This is a genomic window from Candidatus Paceibacterota bacterium (assembly GCA_035530615.1).
Classification (GTDB): Bacteria; Actinomycetota; Actinomycetes; order Nanopelagicales; family Nanopelagicaceae; genus QYPT01.
This window is the reverse complement of sequence record DATKUL010000002.1, coordinates 778970-798155: the sequence shown is the minus strand read 5'-3', so window position 1 is coordinate 798155 and position 19186 is coordinate 778970. Positions and strand designations below refer to the sequence as shown.

Sequence of the window (19186 nt, the reverse complement as noted above, 5' to 3'; positions counted from 1 at the left end):
TCTAGCGACGGGATCACCATGGAAGAGCTGGTAGGCAAAGTTGCACTCGTGACTGGCGCAAGTCGTGGCATCGGTCGGGTCATTAGTCTTCGCTTAGCCCAGGCCGGTGCCCAATTGGTTCTGGCCGGCAGAGATCGGGTCGGTCTGGAAGAGACTGCCCGGCTGATCACAACCGCAGGTGGTCTTGCACCGTTGATCGCTCATTTGGATCTACTTGATCGTATTACGGTCAATGCAACGGTTTCGCAGACTCTAGAAACTTTCGGGCGCATAGATGTCCTAGTAAACAACAGTGGAATCACGGGCAACCCAGTAGCGCTAACCGAGTTACCCGAGAAAGATTGGGATGAGACGATTGACACCAATCTCAAAGGTCCATTCCTTCTTACCCAGTCGGTGCTTCCCGCGATGATTAAACGTGAAAGTGGCTCGATCATTTTCATCGGATCAGTTACTGGAAAGCGTCCATTCAAGAACCGGAGTGCTTATGCGGCGTCGAAGTTGGGCCTGGTTGGGCTGATGCGCACACTTGCTTTGGAAGTGGCATCTAATGGGATCAGAGTCAATCTTATTTCGCCGGGATTTGTCGCTGGCCCGCGTCTGGAGGGAGTGGTCGACAATGTGGCAGAGATGGAGAAGATTTCCCATGAAGAGGCGCGTGTAAAGATGATCGGAATGGTCCCTATGGAACATTTCGTTTCCCCAGAGAACATTGCAGAAGGAGTTCTTTTCCTTGCCAGTGAACGTTCGGCCGGAATAACCGGTGATGATCTCAATATCTCCGGCGGATTGGTCATGTACTAAAAGTGAGTGCAAATAAGCGAGTCCTCTTCATTGAGCACGACCATGTGAGTGAAGGCGGTCCTGTCTGGGCGCAGTTCTCCAAGCGCGGATATGACATCTCTCGTTTTAATATCGTCTCCGAACTGCATTTCAATCAACCCAATGTCAGCGTCGTGTGGCCCGATCTTCTCGCCTTCGACATCGTCGTTGTTATGGGATCGCCTTGGGGAGTGTGGGAGGACGAGCGCATTGGCAATTGGCTCCTTCCTGAATTAAAGCTCATCAAAGAAGTACACAACTCGGGGATTCCAATCCTTGGTATCTGCTTCGGCGGACAACTCATGGCCCGCGTTTTGGGCGGGTCGGTCGCTCGCGGCCCCAAAGCTGAATTAGGTTGGTACACAATAGATAGCAATGACCCAACCCTTATTTCACCAGGACCGTGGTTTCAGTACCACTGGGATCGTTGGACGACACCTCCTGGCGCCGTTGAAATCGCCAAGACCGAATTAGCCAATCAGGCCTTCACCTTCGGTCGAACCCTTGCCCTGCAGTTTCACCCGGAAATGGATAGTCATGTCCTTGATCTCTGGTTGGAGATGGATGGCGGAAGTGAAGAAGTCGAAGGCGAGGGCATGAGCATCGAAGCTCTGCGCGAAGAGACGCGCCGGCAAGAGGAGCACTCAAACAAACGCGCCTACGATCTTGTCGATCAATTTCTTGATCGGATCGCAGGCGCACCTGTACAGCCAGTGGATTAGTTAACTACTTAGGCATCCAGTGGAGTGACGTACGCTCCAGAAATTCCGCCATCTACTAGGAAGTTTGACGCCGTGATGAATGAAGAATCATCGCTAGCCAAGAATGCAACAGCTGCGGCAATCTCCGTGGCATCGGCAAAGCGTCCCATTGGAATATGAACCAGTCGGCGAGCTGCGCGCTCTTTATCCTTGGCGAAGAGCTCCATCAGCAACGGTGTGTTGACAGGTCCGGGGGAGAGGGCATTCACGCGGATACCCTCCCGTGCAAATTGCACGCCGAGTTCGCGGGTCATCGAAAGAACGCCACCCTTCGAAGCGGTGTAAGCGATCTGTGATGTTGCTGCACCCATGGTTGCCACGAATGATGCGGTGTTGATGATCGAGCCCTTGCCGGCTTTCTGCATGTAAGGAATGACGTATTTGCAGCAGAGGAAGACGCTGGTGAGGTTGACGCGGTTGACGCGATCCCATGCATCAAGACCGGTGGTCAAGATTGAATCGTCATCCGGTGGAGAGATGCCCGCGTTGTTGAATGCAATATCAATGCGCCCGTATGTATCAAAGGCGACCTTGTACATGTTCTCGACATCAGCGGTCTCTGTGACATTGGCTTTGACGAATATTCCGCCTACTTCCTTGGCCGCGGCCTCGCCAGACTCTGAGTTCATATCAACGATGACGACCTTTGCACCTTCACTGGCGAATCGCTTCGCGGTTGCCAGACCAATACCGCTGCCGCCACCGGTAATTGTGGCAACGCGACCTTCTAGACGTTTAGTCATTTTTCTGAGCTCCTCTTTGTCGGAGATAGATGGTGGAAATGGATGGTGGTAATTAGTCGTTGGAACTACTCGTTAGAGATAAAGACGTTCTTAACTTCAGTGAATGAATCTAGTGCGTCTGGACCCAACTCGCGTCCAAGTCCAGATTGTTTGAAGCCGCCAAACGGTGTCCAGAATCGGACTGAGGAGTGCGAATTAACCGAGAGGTTTCCGGTTTCGATGCCACGCGATACGCGCAGCGCACGCCCGACATCGCGGGTCCAAATGGATCCCGATAGCCCGTATTCGCTGTCATTGGCCATCGCAATTCCTTCAGCCTCATCCTTAAATGTCATAACAGACACAACAGGTCCGAAGACTTCCTCGCGCCATGAGCGGGCTTGCGTGTTCTTCGGCAGAAGGACAGTGGGCGCCATCCAGTAACCAGACCCAGTTGGTGCGCTTCCCTTGAAGGCAACCGGCTCATCCAAGAATGTCTGCACCACGTCGAACTGTTTGCGTGAGATCAGTGGGCCCATCTGCGCGGTTCCGAGGTTTGGATCTTCCACCCGGAAATTCTTCACCGCAGTCTCAAAGTGCTCCATGAAAGTATCGAATGCACTCTCCTCGACAAGAATGCGAGAGCGAGCACAGCAATCCTGTCCGGCATTATCAAAGACAGAACCAGGTGCACTGGCAGCAGCTTTTGCGATATCTGCATCCGCAAAGATGATGTTGGAGCTCTTGCCGCCGAGTTCGAGGGTGACTCGCTTTACCTGATCGGCACAGCCCGCCATGATTCCCTTGCCCACTTCGGTGGAGCCGGTAAAGACGATTTTTCGCACTGCTGGGTGCGTGACAAATCGTGCGCCAATGACGCTTCCTTTGCCAGGAAGTACATTGAAGACACCATTTGGAATGCCAGCAAGAAGTGCCAATTCACCAAGACGCATTGCGGTCAGTGGCGTGTATTCGGCGGGCTTGAGAACGACAGTATTTCCCGCAGCCAGGGCCGGGGCAAAACCCCAACCAGCAATGGGCATCGGGAAGTTCCACGGAACAATGACACCGACAACTCCGAGTGGTTCTTTGAATGTGACATCAATGCCACCGGCCACCGGGATCTGTCGTCCGAAGAGGCGCTCTGGCGCCGCTGAGTAGTAGGTCAGAACATTGACGACGTTGTCGACTTCCCAGAGTGCATTGCCACGAGTGTGACCAGAGTTGTCAATCTCTAATTGAGCCAACTCGTCTTTATGGTCAGCAACGACATCGGCAAAGCGACGGAGCATCTTGCCGCGGTCCCCTGGTGCGACATGGCGCCAGGTTTCAAAAGCCTTGGCGGCCTTAGCAATAACGGCATCAGTACCTGCGAGATCGAGGTGTTCGATCGTACGGACTAATTTTTCAGTGGCGGGGTTTATAACGTCATATGACACGAGTTAAGACCTTTCGAAGTTGCGGAATAGCTCCCAGTCGGTGACTGCTTTTCCATAAGCGGCCAACTCAACCTCAGCATAGTTTGTGTAGTGATCTTGCACTTCCTTGCCGAATGATTCCTTGACCCATTCGCTTCCAGCCCAGAGGAGTTGGGCCTCCAGCATGCTAGAAGGGACGCGACTTGAATCAGATGCGTAAGCATTGCCGGCGAAAGCATCTTCTAGTTTCATCTTATTCTTGATGCCATCAAGGCCTGCCGCGATGATTCCTGCCACTGCTAAATATGGGTTGACGTCTCCGCCCGGTACGCGGTTTTCAACGCGCAAACTCTGTCCGTGACCAACTAAACGGAGTGCACAGGTGCGGTTATCTCGTCCCCAGCGGATTGCTGTTGGGGCAAAAGAGCCAGGTACGTACCGCTTATAGGAGTTGATATTGGGTGCCAGGAGAAGGGAAATCTCGCGCATATGGGCGATCTGGCCGGCAATAAACTGGCGGCCAATATCGCTCATGCCATGCTCTTTGTCGGAGTCATCTGCCATCACCATCGAGTCATCAAGACCGCGGAAGGAGCAGTGGATGTGGGAGGAATTTCCTTCCTTCAGATTGGGCTTAGCCATAAAGGTCAAGGCATATCCAGCGGCGGCGGAAATTTCCTTGGCGCCATTCTTGTAGATGACGTGGTTGTCGCAGTTGGAGATTGCATCGGAATATCGAAAGGCAATCTCGTGCTGCCCAAAATTACATTCACCCTTGACCGACTCGACCATCATTCCTGCCCCGGCCATGGCCAGACGGATTGATCGAAGGAGTGGCTCAACCCGCGCACCACCCATGAGGGAGTAGTCGACGTTGTACTGGTTGGCTGGCGTGAGATCAATGTAGTGACGATCCCATGCGTCTTCGTAGGTATTATTGAAGAGTACGAATTCAAGTTCGGTACCAACCATTGCCTTCATGCCCGCGGCGGCGAGAGCATCAACCTGCTTGCGAAGAATCTGACGTGGCGAGGCAACAACATCTTTTCCATCGAGCCATTTCACATCGGCAAGAACCATCGCTGCGCCCTCTTGCCACGGAATGCGACGAAGGGTGGACATATCCGGGGACATGACGAAGTCGCTATAACCGCGCTCCCATGAAGACATGTCGTAGCCGTCAACCGTGTTCATGTCCATATCGACGGCGAGAAGGTAATTGCAACCTTCGGTACCGTGATGGAGGGTGTCGTCTAAGAAATGCTGTCCGTGGATTCGCTTGCCAACCAATCGTCCTTGCATATCGGTTATGGCAACAATGACTGTGTCGATTTTGCCGGATTTAATTTCTTCTTTAAGTGTTTCAATTGTGAGTGATGACATGTCGGTTAGTATTCCAGGTTCCAACAAAAAGACAACCCCCGCTTTGTTTTTTTAGTTATTTCACCTGTTGGATCAGTAAATAAAAAAGCCCGTCGCTTTCGCGACGGGCTTTTTTATTTACTATTTTTGCTAGTAATTAGGCCTGATCAATTGTCCTGATTGGACCCTTGAACCAGTTCTTCACTGACATGTGCCACCAAATCCAGAGAATGATTAACACTCCAAAGGTAAGAATTGGTGCGTAGTTAACCGCCGTCCAGGTGAAGTCTTTATTTCCTGGAACGCCAGTAGGCGTGAAAGGAAGGATGAAGTAAACGCTAATGATCGCGATTTCCGCAACCGCAACCAAGTTCATCCACTTGTACTTGTTTCCAAGTGTCCACTGTCCGCCTACGAACTTGTCACCCATCTTCCAGCGCAGGTAGATAGGTATCAAGAAGGCGAGATAGAGACCGATAACCGCAACTGAAACGACTGCATAGAACGCGGTTGGAGCACCGGTTGGGCTCTTGTACAGAGCTGGAAGAGTGATGATGACACCGATGAGTGCTGACACTAGTACTGCGTTCAAAGGAACGCGGTGCTTGTTCACTTTCTTCCACAAACGTCCGCCGGGTACCGCGCCATCGCGTGAGAATGCGTACATCATGCGCGAGCAGGATGTAAGGCACGCTGCAACGCAGAAGATCTGTCCTGAAGTGGTGATAATCATGACGAGTTTGAAGGCAGCACCATTACCAAGTGCGGTAAAGAGAAGCGCAATGATTGAACCGCCACCGTATGGGTTGACTGCTGGATCAAAGGAGTTGATGTAATCCGTATTGGTTGCCGCGTAGAGGAAAGCCATCAACAGGATGTATCCACCAACTGCGGAGTAGAAAATTGACTGCCAGATTCCTCGAGCAGCGGCCATATGGGCGCCGTGTGTTTCTTCGGAAAGGTGAGCTGATGCATCAAAACCGGTAATTGTGTACTGCGTGAGCAAGAAGCCCAGTGGCAGCACGTAGAACCAGTAGGAGTTATCACTGAAGCCAGAGTTGTTGATCTGGGTCGTGTACATCCACTTCAGTGACTGGTGATTTTCTGGAATGAAAATCAAAATACCGACCACGATCGCAGCACCGAACACATGCCACCAGACTGAAACGTTGTTGATGATTGCGAGAAGATGTCCACCGAAAATATTGATGACGGTGACAAAAATCATCAGTACTGCGAACCAGAAGAACTGCTGCTTGAGGTAGTCGCCTCCCATGAAGGATGTGCCGTAATCAGATGAAATCGATCCGATTAAGACGTTAAGGAACGACGCTGCACCGTATCCAACCGAAGCAGTGACGGCGAGAAGTCCAATCAAGTTGAGCCAGCCGGTATAGAAGCCAGCCTTTGCTCCACCTAATTTGGATGCCCACCAGTAGATACCACCCGATGTTGGGTAGGCAGAGGCGAGTTCAGACATACACAATCCAATAATGAGAATAAATGCAGAAATGAGCGGCCATCCGATTGAGATAGCAATCGGTCCTCCGTTATTCCAACCCTGAGCAAAGGTTGTGAAACAACCCGCAAGGATAGAAATAATCGAGAAGGAGATGGCGAAGTTGGAGAAACTGCTCCAACTTCTATTGAGCTCCTGTTTATATCCGAGTTCGGCTAAGCGACGCTCGTCATCTTTTGTGTTCGGCAAGATATTCCTCCTAGAGCCGTTTAACGATGGTTCGTTCGAACCACGTCGGAAGTGGATCGGCTAGGGGGAGCCGACCTATCTTTCTAGGCAAAGTGTGGCTTAAGAGGTGTAATTTGTCTCACAATTGTGAAAGTTAATTATTCTCGTGTCGGTACTGCATAAATCCATTTTATACATCCCAATTCGCCGACTAAGTGTTAGCACTCGTGGGGAATGCCACCATTACTGAAGAGTAGATAGAAAAAATGCGGCGATTTACGCTCAACGGGCGAGGCTATTGTCCGTCAATGTACGATGCCCATATGTGCAGACTTATGGGTTTTGTTTCCAACGAAAAGACCACTTTTCCTCAAATTGCCGGCTCGCACTTTTCAGATTTCATCGCCTTGTCTTCCATTCATTGCGATGGATGGGGAGTAGCAACAATCGATCATGATGAAGAGAAGGCTCACCTCGTCCGCGCCGCTGAGATGGCACACACAAGTTCACAGTTCGATAACGCGATTGCTTCATCAATAGCCGATGGGGGATTGCTCCATCTTCGTTGGGCGACCAAAGGTTTGCCCGTCAGTGAGAACAATTCGCATCCATTTGTCTATGAGGATTACACCTTCATCCATAACGGTTCTATCAATCCACCCAGCGCCGTGGATGCATTTATCGATCCAGCATTTTCATGGTTGATTACCGGGGAGACGGATAGCGAACGGTATTTCTATCTCATGATGACGATGATTAAGCATCACGGATTTGTTGAAGGAGTGCGCAAAGCCGTTGAGACCGTGAAAGAGCATGCCGACTACTCAAGTATTAACGCAATGATCATGAATGAAGAAACATTTATTGTTGTGAGCGAATTCGATCCTGCACGCAAACCTGATTTTGGCCCAGATGATTACTACGAACTCAATTACCGTAAAGATAAAGATGGTGTCCTTGTCGCATCCACTGGATGGCCACAAGAAGGGTGGACGCCACTTCCCAACCACCATATGCTCGTTGTGGATCGCAAGAATTTTGCAATACAACTCTTTCCGCTCTAGATTCTAGAGGAGGTTTGTGCAGTGCTATCCTCAACTTATGCGAGTGGTGAGCGTCGATCAGTTAAAAGGTGTGCTCGCATCCCTCCCTCCAAACCCTCGGATTGTCTCCTCTGGCAATTTCGCAACACCTAAAACGCTTCTCGCCTTGGCAGATGAGTGTCTTCCAGAGTTTCGCCTGCACATGCTCAATGGCCAGCCGGGAATCCCAGATCGCGAAGGCATTACCTATGAAACTGCCTTTGTCGGCACCGGAATGCGCGGACACTCGCGTCTTAATTACATTCCAACGCGCCTTAGTCTCCTGCCGGTTCTCTACCGCGATCACTATCGCCCTGACATCGTCATGCTTCATGTATCTTCCCCTCGCTTTGACACCGTCAGTCTCGGTACTGAAGTAAATGTTCTGCCGTCAGCAATTGAAGCCGCCCGTGCCCGCAATGGAATTGTGATTGCGCAGTCCAATGTTCGGATGCCATATACATATGGCGATGCGCAGATCTATGAGAACGAGATCGACTATCTCGTTGAAGTCGATGAACCTCTCGCCACTAAGCCGCAGACCATCCTGGATGACACTTCCCGTCAGATCGGATCGAGGATCGCGGCACTCATAGAGGACAACTCCACTCTTCAACTCGGCATTGGCGCCGTTCCGGATTCCGTTCTGGCTGAGTTGGGTCACCGTAAGGGTCTTCGTATCTGGACTGAGATGTTCAGTGACGGCGTTTTAGATCTTCATAAAGGCGGAGCGCTTGATGACGAGATTCTCCTGACCGCTTCTTTTGTCTTCGGATCTCAAGAGTTGTACGACTGGCTCAACCTCAATAGAAAAGTGCGGATGATGCGCACTGAGCGCACCAATGATCCGAGCCAGATTGCACGCCAAGCGAAGATGACAAGTATCAACGGCGCACTCGAAGTCGATCTCTTCGATCAAGCAAATGCCAGCCATGTTCGCGGGCAGATCTATTCCGGATTTGGAGGATCGACAGATTTCATCGTCGGGTCGCTCCACTCGCGCGGAGGACAGTCCTTCATGGCGCTTCCTTCCTGGCACCCTAAAGCAAACGTCTCCACGATTGTTCCGCGCATTGCCTCCAACGTGACGAGTTTCCAACACAGTTATGTCGCCACCGAAAATGGCATTGCAGATTGCTTCGGGCATTCGCAGAACGACCAGGCTCGCAACCTCATTGAGAAAGCGGCACACCCGAGTGTTCGTGAAGAATTAAGGGCCAAGGCAGCAGAATTTGGTTTGATTTAGTATCGCTTAAACCTTCTGAGCAGGTATATTTACGCAATGCGCAGACTAATTGGATTTTCCCTAGGTTTACTTTCAATCGCTCTCTTCCCTCTTGCAGCGACTCCATCCTTTGCCGCTCCAGAGTTAGTGACATATATCGTCGTGCTTCAACCGGGCTCTGATCACGCGGCTGCGGCGAGTGAGTTTCAAAGATCTGGTTGGCGTATTGATCACAACTACACCAATGTATTTTCTGGTTTCGCAATAACCCTTCCGACAACCGCGGTTGCCGGTCTGGAGCGCAATCCCAAGGTGTTGTACGTTGAACGCGATGCAGAAATGACTGCTTCAGATACCCAAGCACCGGCTCCATCGTGGGGCCTGGATCGAATCGATCAACACTCATTGCCACTGTCGAATAGTTTTGATTATTCCTCCACCGGTAACGGCTCAGGTGTACGCGCATACGTCGTTGATACCGGTGTGCTCTCAACGCACACCGACTTCGGTGGTCGGGTTACCAGTGGCTACAGCGCCATCAACGACGTGGTTAACACAACCGATGACTGCAATGGGCACGGCACACATGTTGCAGGCACCCTTGCTGGTACGACGTACGGTGTGGCAAAAGAAGCAACAATTGTTCCAGTACGCGTCCTTGATTGTCAGGGATCGGGATCAACTGCTGGAGTAGTCGCTGGGTTGGATTGGGTCGCAGGTGACCACACTTCTGGACCAGCGGTGGCGAATATGAGTCTGGGCGGAAGGCCAAGTAGAGCCCTGGATGCGGCAGTGGTACGAGTCTTTCAAGATGGCGTAACTGTTGTTGTTGCCGCAGGCAATGCACACACAAATGCATGCACCGCATCGCCGGCTCGTGTCACAGAAGCGATTACCGTTGGTGCGACAAACGCCATGGATAGTCGCGCGCCCTACTCGAATTTCGGATCATGCGTTGATCTCTTCGCCCCCGGCTCATACATCGTGTCGGATTGGATCACCTCGACGACTGCGACGAACACGCTCTCTGGAACCTCAATGTCCACGCCACATGTTGCAGGAGTTGCGGCAGTCTTGTTATCTAGAACGCCAACCTCAACGCCATCAGAAATTGCATTGGCGCTCGCATCATCAGCGACCGTTGGGGTCATTGTGGATGCGGGACCTCGCTCTCCTAATTTGTTGGTCTATTCCGATCCATTGGGTAGATGATCTCAACTTAATGCACAGTTATTGCTCTTTGCACGGTATTACCTTTTATCAATCGAGACTTCCAGGCGCAAGCCCATAATTAATTAGCGCAAGACAAGGCCCCGGCAGCATGACTTGCGTCAGGGGCCCACCGGGGCGCTCGCCTGATAGTTTAGATGAACGGATAAACTTGTCAAGCCAAGATCATGAAGTTCTGGTGAAACATTTGAGTGTGGATCGCTTGAGTTCTTATCTTGAGTCGACGAAGGGTGAGGCATCTCTCGCGCTTGCTCTTTATCAGTGGAACTCATCCGTTTCTTCCGCAATGTTTCACGTCCTCGGAGATGTTGAAATCGTTGTAAGAAATGCCGTGGATGTAGAAATGCAGAGTCTAAATGTCACGCTGGGTAATCAAGGGGATTGGTTCGATGAACTCAATGTTGGCGTTTCAAGTGTGTGGCGCAAGCAGATTAACAACGCAAAGGAATATTTAAGAAATGACGGAAAGTTCCTTACGCATTCAAATATTGTGAGCGAACTCAGTTTCGGCTTCTGGCGTTCCTTTCTGACAAAGCAATACAAGGACACGCTTTGGCGCGAGGCTTTACGCTTTGCCTTTCCACATTCACCCTCGCGCCAGCCCGAATACATCTTCACCAGAGTTCGTCACCTTCATGTCTTACGCAACCGCATTGCCCACCACGAACCTATTCACAATCGAGATATCGCCCGTGATTACCAGATTTGCATAGAAGTCCTAAACTCAATTTCCCCCATAATCGCCGCCTGGTCTGCTGAGAATTCACGCGTCGTTGCAGTCCTTGGGGATAGGCCTCTATAACTCTGATATAGGACTGATACACAGATCCAAGAATTTGCACCTTTCAATTTTGATTTAAATCCGCGACGGAATATTTGTTGCAGAATCCACTGCACAATAAAGGAACCCCGGCAGCTTGACTTTCGTCAGGGGCCCACCGGGGTAACTGACGCCAATGATAACAAGGAAAGACCCCGGCAGCTTGACTTTCGTCAGGGGCCCACCGGGGTTCGTATTTGCGATTTTACGGGGTCGGGGGTAAATGTCAAGCCAGGGCATTGAAATTGTTTCTAACTATTTAGGTGTGCACCGATTGCAATCCTATTTAAATGTTACTCACGGTCATTTAGATCAAGCCCTTGAACTGTATAAGTGGAATACTGAAATTTCCGCGGAAGTATTTAAAATCTTGGCAGACGTGGAAATATTTCTCCGAAATGTCATCGATCGGGAACTTCAGAAGTTCAATGTTACTCTTGGTAACAATTTGACCTGGTTAGACGAACTCATTCAATTCATACCACCAGTTCGCCGTTTAGATATAGCCCGTGCAAAGTACTATCTTGCCGCAGACGGGCAGACATTGGATCACTCGAACATCGTAAGCCAATTGAATTTTGGTTTTTGGAGATCCTTCCTGGTTAAGTGGAATAAAGGCGTTCTCTGGCCCAACGCTCTTCGCTTTGCCTTTCCACATTCACCTTCGCGTCAGCCCGAATACATCTTCACCAGGGTCCGTCATCTCCACGTCTTACGGAATCGCATTGCTCACCACGAACCCATACACAATCGAGATATCGCCCGTGATTACCAGATTTGCATCGAAGTTTTATATGCCATTTCGCCCACTATTGCCGCCTGGTCTGCCGAGAATTCGCGCGTCCTCGAGGTGCTAGCTAAGAAGCCACAATGACCCTCAGGCCGCAATCTCAATAAAAAAGCCGTGCGGCTCAAGTCTCCGCAAGGAGTTACGGATCAAAATTCGTGAGTTTGGACTCAATTGCGAAAGTTGAGTGCTAGCCGACTGATTATGTTAACGGTGCCTCCGTAAAATCATTATTGGAAATGGGGCATCATGAAAGCACTTGTTGTTTATGATTCTAATTTTGGCAATACGAAACTGATTGCTGAAGAAGTTGCAGAAAACCTTGGAAATGACGTCAGGACGCTCTCCGTCCGGGAATTCACTCCTAAAGATATGGTTGGTGTCGAACTTCTTGTTCTGGGCAGTCCGATCAATGGATGGAATGCCACGGCGACGACAATGAAAGTTCTAGATCGCTTTAAGGAACATGATTTCTCCGGCGTCAAATTCTCCACCTTCGATACTCGTGTCAAACTTTTCATCCATGGAGATGCCAAGGATAAATTGGCTGAGGTCATTGCCGAAAAAGGCGGAGAATTGATCGCAGAGCCTCGGGAGTTCTACGTCACTGGCCGCGTGGGACCGCTCTTTCAAGGCGAAATAGAGAGTGCCGCCCAATGGGCCAACCAAATCATGAAGAAGATCTAGTAATCCTGGCATTCATTGCTAGGTTTAAGAGGTGGGCGCGCTTCGTGATGTAAAGATCGCAGATTTCTCCCGCGTGCTCGCTGGTCCTTACGCCACCATGTTGTTGGGGGACATGGGCGCGCAAGTAATCAAAGTCGAACGCCCGGGCCTTGGTGACGACACTCGATCCTGGGGACCGCCCTTTGATTCCGAAGGGCGGGCCACCTATTTCCAATCAGTCAATAGGAATAAGGAAGGCATCACCGCTGACTTCGCTACCGACGCCGGAAAAAGGAAAGCACTCGAACTGATCGCCACCTGCGATGTCCTTGTCGAAAACTTTGCGGTCGGTACCATGGAGAAGTTCGGGCTCGGATACGAAGATCTCTCCAAGCAATTTCCAGGACTCATCTACTGCTCCATCTCGGGTTTTGGCGGAAGCGATGAAGCAAGGGCACTACCGGGTTACGACTTATTGGTCCAAGCGATGAGTGGCCTCATGAGCATAACCGGCACCGATTCTGATCACCCGAGCAAAGTGGGTGTTGCACTCATTGACGTCCTGGCGGGACTGCATAGTTCACTCGGAATTGTGACCGCCCTCTACCACCGTAAAGAAAGCGGCAGAGGCCAGAAAATCGAAATCAACCTTTTGAGCTCTGCCCTCTCTGGCATGGTCAACCAAACTGGTGCATTCGCTGGCGCCGGTGTTGTCGCGCAAGCGATGGGCAATGCGCATCCCAGCATTTCTCCTTATGAGACTTATAAGACCAAGGACAAGCAAATTGTTGTTGCCGTTGGAAATGACGCTCAGTTCGCAAAGTTGTGCGCTGTGATGGACGCGCCGTTTGCGACGGACCCTAAATTCTTGACCAACCCAAGCCGTGTCAACAATCGCTCCGAACTAAACGGACTTATGACGGCAATTTTGGTTACTAAAAGTGCAGGGGAGTGGGTGGCTGCCTTCAATAAAGTCGGAGTTCCAGCTGGGCCGATTAACAATATTGAGCAAGCTATTCACTTGGCCGAAAGACTCGAACTCGACCCCATCATCACAATCAAGGACTCGCGCGACGGGACGATCAGCAAGACGATCGCCAACCCGATCAAGTTCTCAGAGACCCCAGTTATTTATCGTTGCGGGCCGCCGTCGTTAGGGATTGACGATTGACCGACTATTGCGCATTCAGAAAGTTGTGGCTGGACTTCGAAAATCAAACACAGATCCTTTGAAACCATACTGACTTAATGTGCACCAATGCTTATCACCGGTAAGGATCGGTAACTTCGCGTCAAGGCCATAGGACAGACATGCTAGATCTGCAAGGGACAAACTCTTGATTGCGCTCTTTGCAACTCCAGCCCCCAACTGAGCATCGCGACTCACCTCATCTATATTTTTGAGCGTGTTGAAATATCGCGCGGCAGACAAGTCAAACGAATCGATTTGCAGTCCAAATCCAACGAAGGCGCTCTCTACTTTTTGAGGGTCTACATCTAGTAATTGCTCCAACTTGTATAGCGTCTCCCCGAAATTGATAGATGTCACAACACATCTCGACAGAATGGGGATAAACACACACGCATCTCGGTCACTATCAATGATGCCGATCAGAAGCGAGGCATCTACAAGGATCTTGCCCGAAGGAAGAGTTGGTTTGGTTGCCACCTACTACTTCAAACTCTTGTCATCACGACGGTCTTCAAGAAGACGATCCGCCAGAGAGCCTCGAACATGCCGTTTGCGTTTGTGCGCCGCAACGCTCTTCTGTAATGCTTCAAGTAACGCGGTTGGATCCTCTAGAACCACTCGCCCTGGACCATCCACACGAGCGACAAGTTCTTGGGAACCAGCCATGATGCCTGCCTCCTCTAATAGTGCAGAAGGGAGCGTGGGACGTCGTCGACCATCAAGCCGTACCAGGTAGGAAGTCTTGTGGGGAAGGGAGGACTCGTTCATAACTCCCATGATAATCCATATCGTGGGAAATTTAACTTAATTACCCACTCAAGACAAAAATGGGGTGATGCCATTCCCAGGGCCGGCATCATGTATTTTGCAGGCGCTGCGTAACAGGGAACGCACCCGCTCAGGCGGGTGGCCTTCGGTATCGACTCCGTCAACCTTCGATGTCCAATCCGCCAATTGCGTCACTCCCGTTCCTTTTCAACAGATCCTCAGGAGAAAACGGATATTACATTGGATATGGCGTTTAATTCAGCCTACAGTTTATCTATGACCGACGAGGCTCCAAAAATGAATAACATCGCTTTGCAGATGGACATGAAGGACATGGGTGGGGTTTGGGCCAATTTTGCCTCCGTAAAGCACAGTCAATATGAATTCACTATCGACTTCGCGAGATTAGACTTCGATCCAGAGGGGAACGCGACGGGCGTCGTGGTCTCCAGGGTGAACCTTTCCCCGCTGTTCGTCAGTCAATTGATTGACGCCCTGCAGGTCAATTGGCAGATTTATTCGGATAAGGCGATGCCACCAGAAGTGAGAGATCATGGCTAGAACAGCCCGACTTGAAGACCAGAGATATTTTGTCTCCGGCCCGAATACGCATGTTACTTATACGCCACCAATCGAAACGTCCACAACGACGAATGGAACCACTATCTCATTTATCAATTTTTCAAAGGCTCTACCTGTTGAACAACAGCTTGAACCTGTTCGAACGGCCCAATTGCTTATAAGTAGCGCTATCTCAAAAATGCAGGAAAGTTTGCGAAATGGCAATCGGCCCTCGATCAAGATAGATCTTAAGCAATTAAATCAGCCGGACGATGAAGACATTTTTTGGATTAAAGCGTCTTTATCTGACCAATAAGGTTAATTTTCTTGAGTGCGGTTTCTGATGGAACGTTGTTGATTCATTTGGGTCAGATTTGGTGGGTTAACGTTCCACATACTGATTCAGAAACTAAGTTAGACCGAAGACCCGCAGCAATCGTCGGGTGGTCCCAATTTTTCAAGAATAATGATGAAATCATTTTAGTTGTGCCCATCACTTCTCATGGGAATGGCGGTCAGCCTCGAACTGGAGAGATCGAAATTCTTGAACCAGAGAAATATAAGTTGGACCCTGGCTCACATATCCGTGCACGAAATATCTATTCAATTCATCCAAGTCGTCTCACCAAAAAGGACGGACCCCTAGACACTCTGAGTGACGATTTAATCTCTCAAACCCTCCAGACAATTTCTAATCTATTCACTGTACAAGGGCCAGTGAGAGCGAGATAACTGTCTGAAAGATCTGTCGTGCCCCCAGAGTGCCCCGACAATCGGAAAATTCACATTTCAAGCGTGGATCTTTAAGGAGACGTTTTACTTCGACAATTCCTTCTATCTGTAAGCCGCAATCCCGGTAAGCGCCTCACCAATCACCAGTGCATGAATCTCGTGCGTGCCCTCATAGGTCAAGACAGTCTCAAGATTGCTCATATGACGGAAGATCGAATACTCCGACGTAATACCGGCGGCGCCAAGAATGGATCGCGCATCACGAGCAATCTCAAGTGCGCCGTTGACGTTATTGAACTTTCCCATGCTGATCTGCGCGGGCTTGATCTCATGCGCATCTTTCAACTTTCCAAGATGCAGAGCTAGAAGCATTGCGGTATTTAATTTCGTAGCCATCTGCGCCAATTTGCCCTGGGTCAATTGGTGGCGAGAGATAGGTCCATCAAATTGCTCGCGGGTAGAAGCGTAATTCAACGCAACTTCAAAGCAATCGCGTGCAGCACCAACAGCTCCAAAAATAATTCCATACCGTGCTTCAGCAAGGCACATAAGCGGAGCACGAAGGCTTGTCGCGAGGGGGAGTCGAGCACTATCCGGCAGACGCATATCGGTGAAAACTAGTTCAGAGGTAACAGATGCTCGAAGAGACAACTTGTGTTTGATTTCGTTGGTACTAAATCCTGGAGTGTTCGTTGGCACAACAAAGCCTCGAATTCCTTCATCGCTCCGTGCCCAAATAACTGCCACCGCAGCAACGCCTCCGTTGGTAATCCACATTTTGCTGCCATTGATTATCCAATCGCCACCATCTTTTTTAGCAGTGGTGATCATGCCCGATGGGTTGGATCCATGATCGGCTTCAGTCAGACCAAAGCAACCAATTGCGTCCCCTGACGCCATTTGCGGAAGCCATTCTTGTTTCTGTTCTTCACTTCCATATGCATGTATCGCAAACATTGCAAGAGAGCCTTGTACTGAAACAAGAGAACGAAGCCCGGAGTCGCCTGCTTCTATTTCCATGCACGCTAAACCGTAAGACGTGGCATCGGTGCCTGCACACCCGTAACCCTCAAGGTGCATGCCAAGCAGACCAACTTCGCCGAGCTCTTTTGCAAGTTCGGTCAAAGGTAAATTACCACTCTCAAACCACTGCGCAATGTTTGGCTTAATGCGATCTACGACATATTTCCTGGTGACGCTTTGAATCTCCCTTTGCTCCTGAGTTAACTCTCGTTCAATGTCAAGGAGCGTAAAGGGGTGCTGTGTCGTCATGGTTGAAGCGTAGCGACTCGCCAAAATATTACTAATTACATAGGAACAATTCGCCCGAGTAGGAGTAAAATTCATTTCGTGAGGGGGAGGTAACCTTCTTGGCACGACGAATTATCAACTGCCAAGCCCACATACTGACCTACCCCCTCACCTTAAAAATTCGAGTTTAATAAATCTGCTTATAGAAACACAAAAACCTCGAGATTGTCTCTCGAGGTTTTTGGTAGTAACTCAATTGATTGAGCATTTATACGGCCCCAACGAAGTATCGCAATTCTAGCACGGTCTCTAGATACTTCTCCGGGCTTGTTGGAAAAATGAATATCACTTTGCGTAGTTATTTGCCATCCGCGGTGTTCCGTTCTCCACAGCGAGTCTTGGAAATGGTCTCCTCTTAGTCGAAATGTCTTACCTTTCGTGAGGTGCCTCTGTAGCTCAATGGACAGAGCACGGTTCCAACGAAGCCGGAGATACGGGTTCGAGTCCCGTCAGGGGCACATCACCAGTAACGCCCCACTCATTTATTGAGTGGGGCGTTACTTCGTTCTTTGAGTTGGCCTTTTATAGATGTCGCTTCATCGCATTAATCGAAGTCATTAATGGCGAAAGCAGCACTGAGGTGACGCCCCTATCTTTGAGGACGTCATAAACGCTTTCGTAGTACCAGACAATGTCGTCTGATGTCGCATTGAATCGGTTCCACAACACAGGACCGATGCAATCCAAATCAGTCACTATCGCTCGCGCATTGTGTGTTTTATCTGCGGCAGTGACCAGCAGTACATCATCGTTGGCATTCCACAAATGTGCGATATGCGCCTCTTTGCGCACTCGCCAAGGCGCCTTCTTTTCTTTACTTCCAGTTAATGAATCACTGCATCCTCTTACGATCGCTTCAACTCGAGCACCGAATTTCTTCTTGATCTCTTGCAGGCGCACCTCGCCGCCACAGTCCTCAGCAACATCATGGAGCAACCCTCCAATAGCCTGATCTTCATCGCCACGGGCTTCAATAATGAGTGCCGCAACGCCAAAGGGGTGACTGATGTAGGCGATATTGGTCGCCTTGCGAGTCTGACCAGAGTGTTGGGCATTGGCGTAGTTCATTGCATCCAGAAATCTGGAAGTTAAAACAACCGGCGGCACAGATAAGGCTCTTAAATCCTCTTTTGTTCCGCCCCAGCCACATTCTCCGCAGCAAATTTCGTCATGCCAAGTTTCAATACAACACCCTCCCGAGACGTATTTCTTGGAATCTGGGGGAGCGTCGCGAAGACCGTAGAGAATCTCGAGCATGGGTCCCTTTCGACCACACTGTGGGCAAGGAAGGGAAGTCCATCGAGTTCTTCTGGCAGGCATTACTTCGTTCTTTTTCATAATTCGTCACCTTTCTGAACTTCTTTCACGATACTTGGGGTCGCTGACACAAACTTCTCGTAGACGTTGGCAGCCCAATCATCAATTTCTGCATCGGTCATCTTTGAGATTCCTTCAGGAATTTTGTAAAAGCGTCTATCCTGCTGTCCGGCTTGGATTGGCTGGGCTTTTTCTGCTTCGAGGCGAGACTTCTGCTCTATGGACGCCTTGTCTAGAGTAGCCATGTCCTTCCATCCAGTGAATTGCAAGAGCATCTTCTCCGAAATTTCAGGACTCCTCGGGAATTTCGCTTCCCACGCTTTTACGCCGATATACCTGTCATCAGCCCATTCCGGGACAGAAGACCACAACTCTTTTGCGAGCGAATGTGCCCATTGGAAAATCGCATTCCACTCTTTTGTCCACTTATCAACGTGTGCGTTCATACGTCTTATCGTTAGTTCGTCTTTAGCAAAGTGTTCGACGAGAGCGTAGTTGGTGGATGACATGCGAATCATCTGCAAAGTGGCACCCATGCGCGCCCGTAACTGGCCATTGACCCTCAAACAGCAGGAACACCCCTGCCACCAAAACGGTTCTCCTTTGGGTACTGCACCGCGGGCACAAAGAACACAGAGTAGGACGACAGTCGGATCAAAAGTTATTGGATCGTCTATTTGGATAGCAGGTTCACAAGCGCATCGTGCCCAATCCTTTGCCAGG

General features: G+C 50.1%; 20 protein-coding genes and 1 tRNA gene. 12 read left to right on the top strand and 9 right to left on the bottom strand.

What is annotated here, in order from left to right:
• The first annotated feature begins 18 nt into the window (after nucleotides 1–18).
• Nucleotides 19–804, top strand: coding sequence for an SDR family NAD(P)-dependent oxidoreductase (locus VMW30_06995; GenBank protein HUW88103.1), 786 nt, complete (start codon nucleotides 19–21; stop codon nucleotides 802–804).
• Between the two features lie 2 nt (nucleotides 805–806).
• A complete protein-coding gene (locus VMW30_06990) occupies nucleotides 807–1544 on the top strand; it encodes a type 1 glutamine amidotransferase (GenBank protein HUW88102.1) in 738 nt (245 codons plus the stop codon).
• A gap of 8 nt (nucleotides 1545–1552) precedes the next feature.
• Here the strand turns inward: VMW30_06990 and VMW30_06985 are convergent, their stop codons facing one another.
• The 4 genes from VMW30_06985 to VMW30_06970 all read right to left on the bottom strand — a co-directional run bounded on the left by VMW30_06985 (nucleotide 1553) and on the right by VMW30_06970 (nucleotide 6793).
• Nucleotides 1553–2326, bottom strand: a complete 774-nt coding sequence (locus tag VMW30_06985; protein HUW88101.1) for a 3-oxoacyl-ACP reductase — start codon at nucleotides 2324–2326, stop codon at nucleotides 1553–1555.
• A gap of 65 nt (nucleotides 2327–2391) precedes the next feature.
• Entirely contained in the window at nucleotides 2392–3744 is a 1353-nt protein-coding gene (locus tag VMW30_06980) for an aldehyde dehydrogenase family protein (GenBank protein HUW88100.1), read from the bottom strand.
• Between the two features lie 3 nt (nucleotides 3745–3747).
• On the bottom strand, nucleotides 3748–5106 hold the full coding sequence (locus tag VMW30_06975; GenBank protein HUW88099.1) for a glutamine synthetase family protein: 1359 nt from the start codon (nucleotides 5104–5106) through the stop codon (nucleotides 3748–3750).
• Between the two features lie 136 nt (nucleotides 5107–5242).
• Entirely contained in the window at nucleotides 5243–6793 is a 1551-nt protein-coding gene (locus VMW30_06970) for an amino acid permease (protein HUW88098.1), read from the bottom strand.
• Nucleotides 6794–7080: 287 nt separating this feature from the next.
• On the opposite strand from VMW30_06970, the gene VMW30_06965 reads away from it, so the two are divergent.
• The 7 genes from VMW30_06965 to VMW30_06935 all read left to right on the top strand — a co-directional run bounded on the left by VMW30_06965 (nucleotide 7081) and on the right by VMW30_06935 (nucleotide 13753).
• The gene (locus VMW30_06965; protein HUW88097.1) at nucleotides 7081–7836 is read left to right on the top strand and encodes a class II glutamine amidotransferase; all 756 of its coding nucleotides are present in this window, start codon (nucleotides 7081–7083) and stop codon (nucleotides 7834–7836) included.
• Between the two features lie 37 nt (nucleotides 7837–7873).
• Nucleotides 7874–9100, top strand: a complete 1227-nt coding sequence (locus tag VMW30_06960; GenBank protein HUW88096.1) for an acetyl-CoA hydrolase/transferase C-terminal domain-containing protein — start codon at nucleotides 7874–7876, stop codon at nucleotides 9098–9100.
• A gap of 36 nt (nucleotides 9101–9136) precedes the next feature.
• Nucleotides 9137–10291, top strand: a complete 1155-nt coding sequence (locus VMW30_06955) for a S8 family peptidase (protein HUW88095.1) — start codon at nucleotides 9137–9139, stop codon at nucleotides 10289–10291.
• Between the two features lie 169 nt (nucleotides 10292–10460).
• Nucleotides 10461–11111 (top strand): Abi family protein, encoded by a 651-nt coding sequence (locus VMW30_06950; protein ID HUW88094.1) that lies wholly within the window; start codon nucleotides 10461–10463, stop codon nucleotides 11109–11111.
• Between the two features lie 241 nt (nucleotides 11112–11352).
• Nucleotides 11353–12003: a hypothetical protein gene (locus tag VMW30_06945; GenBank protein ID HUW88093.1), complete on the top strand. Its 651-nt coding sequence runs from the start codon at nucleotides 11353–11355 to the stop codon at nucleotides 12001–12003.
• A gap of 162 nt (nucleotides 12004–12165) precedes the next feature.
• The gene (locus VMW30_06940; GenBank protein ID HUW88092.1) at nucleotides 12166–12603 is read left to right on the top strand and encodes a flavodoxin domain-containing protein; all 438 of its coding nucleotides are present in this window, start codon (nucleotides 12166–12168) and stop codon (nucleotides 12601–12603) included.
• A gap of 31 nt (nucleotides 12604–12634) precedes the next feature.
• The gene (locus tag VMW30_06935; GenBank protein HUW88091.1) at nucleotides 12635–13753 is read left to right on the top strand and encodes a CoA transferase; all 1119 of its coding nucleotides are present in this window, start codon (nucleotides 12635–12637) and stop codon (nucleotides 13751–13753) included.
• Nucleotides 13754–13768: 15 nt separating this feature from the next.
• On the opposite strand, the gene VMW30_06930 is transcribed toward VMW30_06935, so the two are convergent.
• Together VMW30_06930 and VMW30_06925 are read right to left on the bottom strand one after the other, a co-directional pair.
• On the bottom strand, nucleotides 13769–14251 hold the full coding sequence (locus VMW30_06930; GenBank protein HUW88090.1) for a hypothetical protein: 483 nt from the start codon (nucleotides 14249–14251) through the stop codon (nucleotides 13769–13771).
• 3 nt (nucleotides 14252–14254) lie between these two features.
• Nucleotides 14255–14542: a hypothetical protein gene (locus VMW30_06925; protein HUW88089.1), complete on the bottom strand. Its 288-nt coding sequence runs from the start codon at nucleotides 14540–14542 to the stop codon at nucleotides 14255–14257.
• A gap of 276 nt (nucleotides 14543–14818) precedes the next feature.
• On the opposite strand from VMW30_06925, the gene VMW30_06920 reads away from it, so the two are divergent.
• Complete coding sequence (locus tag VMW30_06920) at nucleotides 14819–15103, top strand: DUF3467 domain-containing protein (GenBank protein ID HUW88088.1); 285 nt, start codon at nucleotides 14819–14821, stop codon at nucleotides 15101–15103.
• Nucleotides 15096–15419: a hypothetical protein gene (locus VMW30_06915; protein HUW88087.1), complete on the top strand. Its 324-nt coding sequence runs from the start codon at nucleotides 15096–15098 to the stop codon at nucleotides 15417–15419. The genes VMW30_06920 and VMW30_06915 overlap by 8 nt, the downstream gene beginning before the upstream one ends.
• A 518-nt stretch (nucleotides 15420–15937) precedes the next feature.
• Here the strand turns inward: VMW30_06915 and VMW30_06910 are convergent.
• Nucleotides 15938–17107 (bottom strand): acyl-CoA dehydrogenase family protein, encoded by a 1170-nt coding sequence (locus VMW30_06910; protein ID HUW88086.1) that lies wholly within the window; start codon nucleotides 17105–17107, stop codon nucleotides 15938–15940.
• Between the two features lie 424 nt (nucleotides 17108–17531).
• Here VMW30_06910 and VMW30_06905 point away from each other — a divergent pair.
• Nucleotides 17532–17604, top strand: a tRNA-Val gene (locus VMW30_06905).
• A gap of 64 nt (nucleotides 17605–17668) precedes the next feature.
• On the opposite strand, the gene VMW30_06900 is transcribed toward VMW30_06905, so the two are convergent.
• Nucleotides 17669–18484: an HD domain-containing protein gene (locus tag VMW30_06900; protein ID HUW88085.1), complete on the bottom strand. Its 816-nt coding sequence runs from the start codon at nucleotides 18482–18484 to the stop codon at nucleotides 17669–17671.
• Nucleotides 18481–18981: a hypothetical protein gene (locus VMW30_06895; GenBank protein ID HUW88084.1), complete on the bottom strand. Its 501-nt coding sequence runs from the start codon at nucleotides 18979–18981 to the stop codon at nucleotides 18481–18483. The genes VMW30_06900 and VMW30_06895 overlap by 4 nt, the downstream gene beginning before the upstream one ends.
• Nucleotides 18982–19186 lie beyond the last annotated feature (205 nt).

Coding starts and splice junctions, on each gene's coding strand:
- VMW30_06940 (HUW88092.1), top strand. CDS start 12,166: ATGAAAGCACTTGTTGTTTATGATTCTAATTTTGGCAATACGAAACTG.
- VMW30_06895 (HUW88084.1), bottom strand. CDS start 18,981: ATGATTCGCATGTCATCCACCAACTACGCTCTCGTCGAACACTTTGCT.
- VMW30_06960 (HUW88096.1), top strand. CDS start 7,874: ATGCGAGTGGTGAGCGTCGATCAGTTAAAAGGTGTGCTCGCATCCCTC.
- VMW30_06985 (HUW88101.1), bottom strand. CDS start 2,326: ATGACTAAACGTCTAGAAGGTCGCGTTGCCACAATTACCGGTGGCGGC.
- VMW30_06945 (HUW88093.1), top strand. CDS start 11,353: ATGTCAAGCCAGGGCATTGAAATTGTTTCTAACTATTTAGGTGTGCAC.
- VMW30_06995 (HUW88103.1), top strand. CDS start 19: ATGGAAGAGCTGGTAGGCAAAGTTGCACTCGTGACTGGCGCAAGTCGT.
- VMW30_06925 (HUW88089.1), bottom strand. CDS start 14,542: ATGAACGAGTCCTCCCTTCCCCACAAGACTTCCTACCTGGTACGGCTT.
- VMW30_06910 (HUW88086.1), bottom strand. CDS start 17,107: ATGACGACACAGCACCCCTTTACGCTCCTTGACATTGAACGAGAGTTA.
- VMW30_06955 (HUW88095.1), top strand. CDS start 9,137: ATGCGCAGACTAATTGGATTTTCCCTAGGTTTACTTTCAATCGCTCTC.
- VMW30_06915 (HUW88087.1), top strand. CDS start 15,096: ATGGCTAGAACAGCCCGACTTGAAGACCAGAGATATTTTGTCTCCGGC.
- VMW30_06900 (HUW88085.1), bottom strand. CDS start 18,484: ATGAAAAAGAACGAAGTAATGCCTGCCAGAAGAACTCGATGGACTTCC.
- VMW30_06965 (HUW88097.1), top strand. CDS start 7,081: ATGTACGATGCCCATATGTGCAGACTTATGGGTTTTGTTTCCAACGAA.
- VMW30_06975 (HUW88099.1), bottom strand. CDS start 5,106: ATGTCATCACTCACAATTGAAACACTTAAAGAAGAAATTAAATCCGGC.
- VMW30_06920 (HUW88088.1), top strand. CDS start 14,819: ATGACCGACGAGGCTCCAAAAATGAATAACATCGCTTTGCAGATGGAC.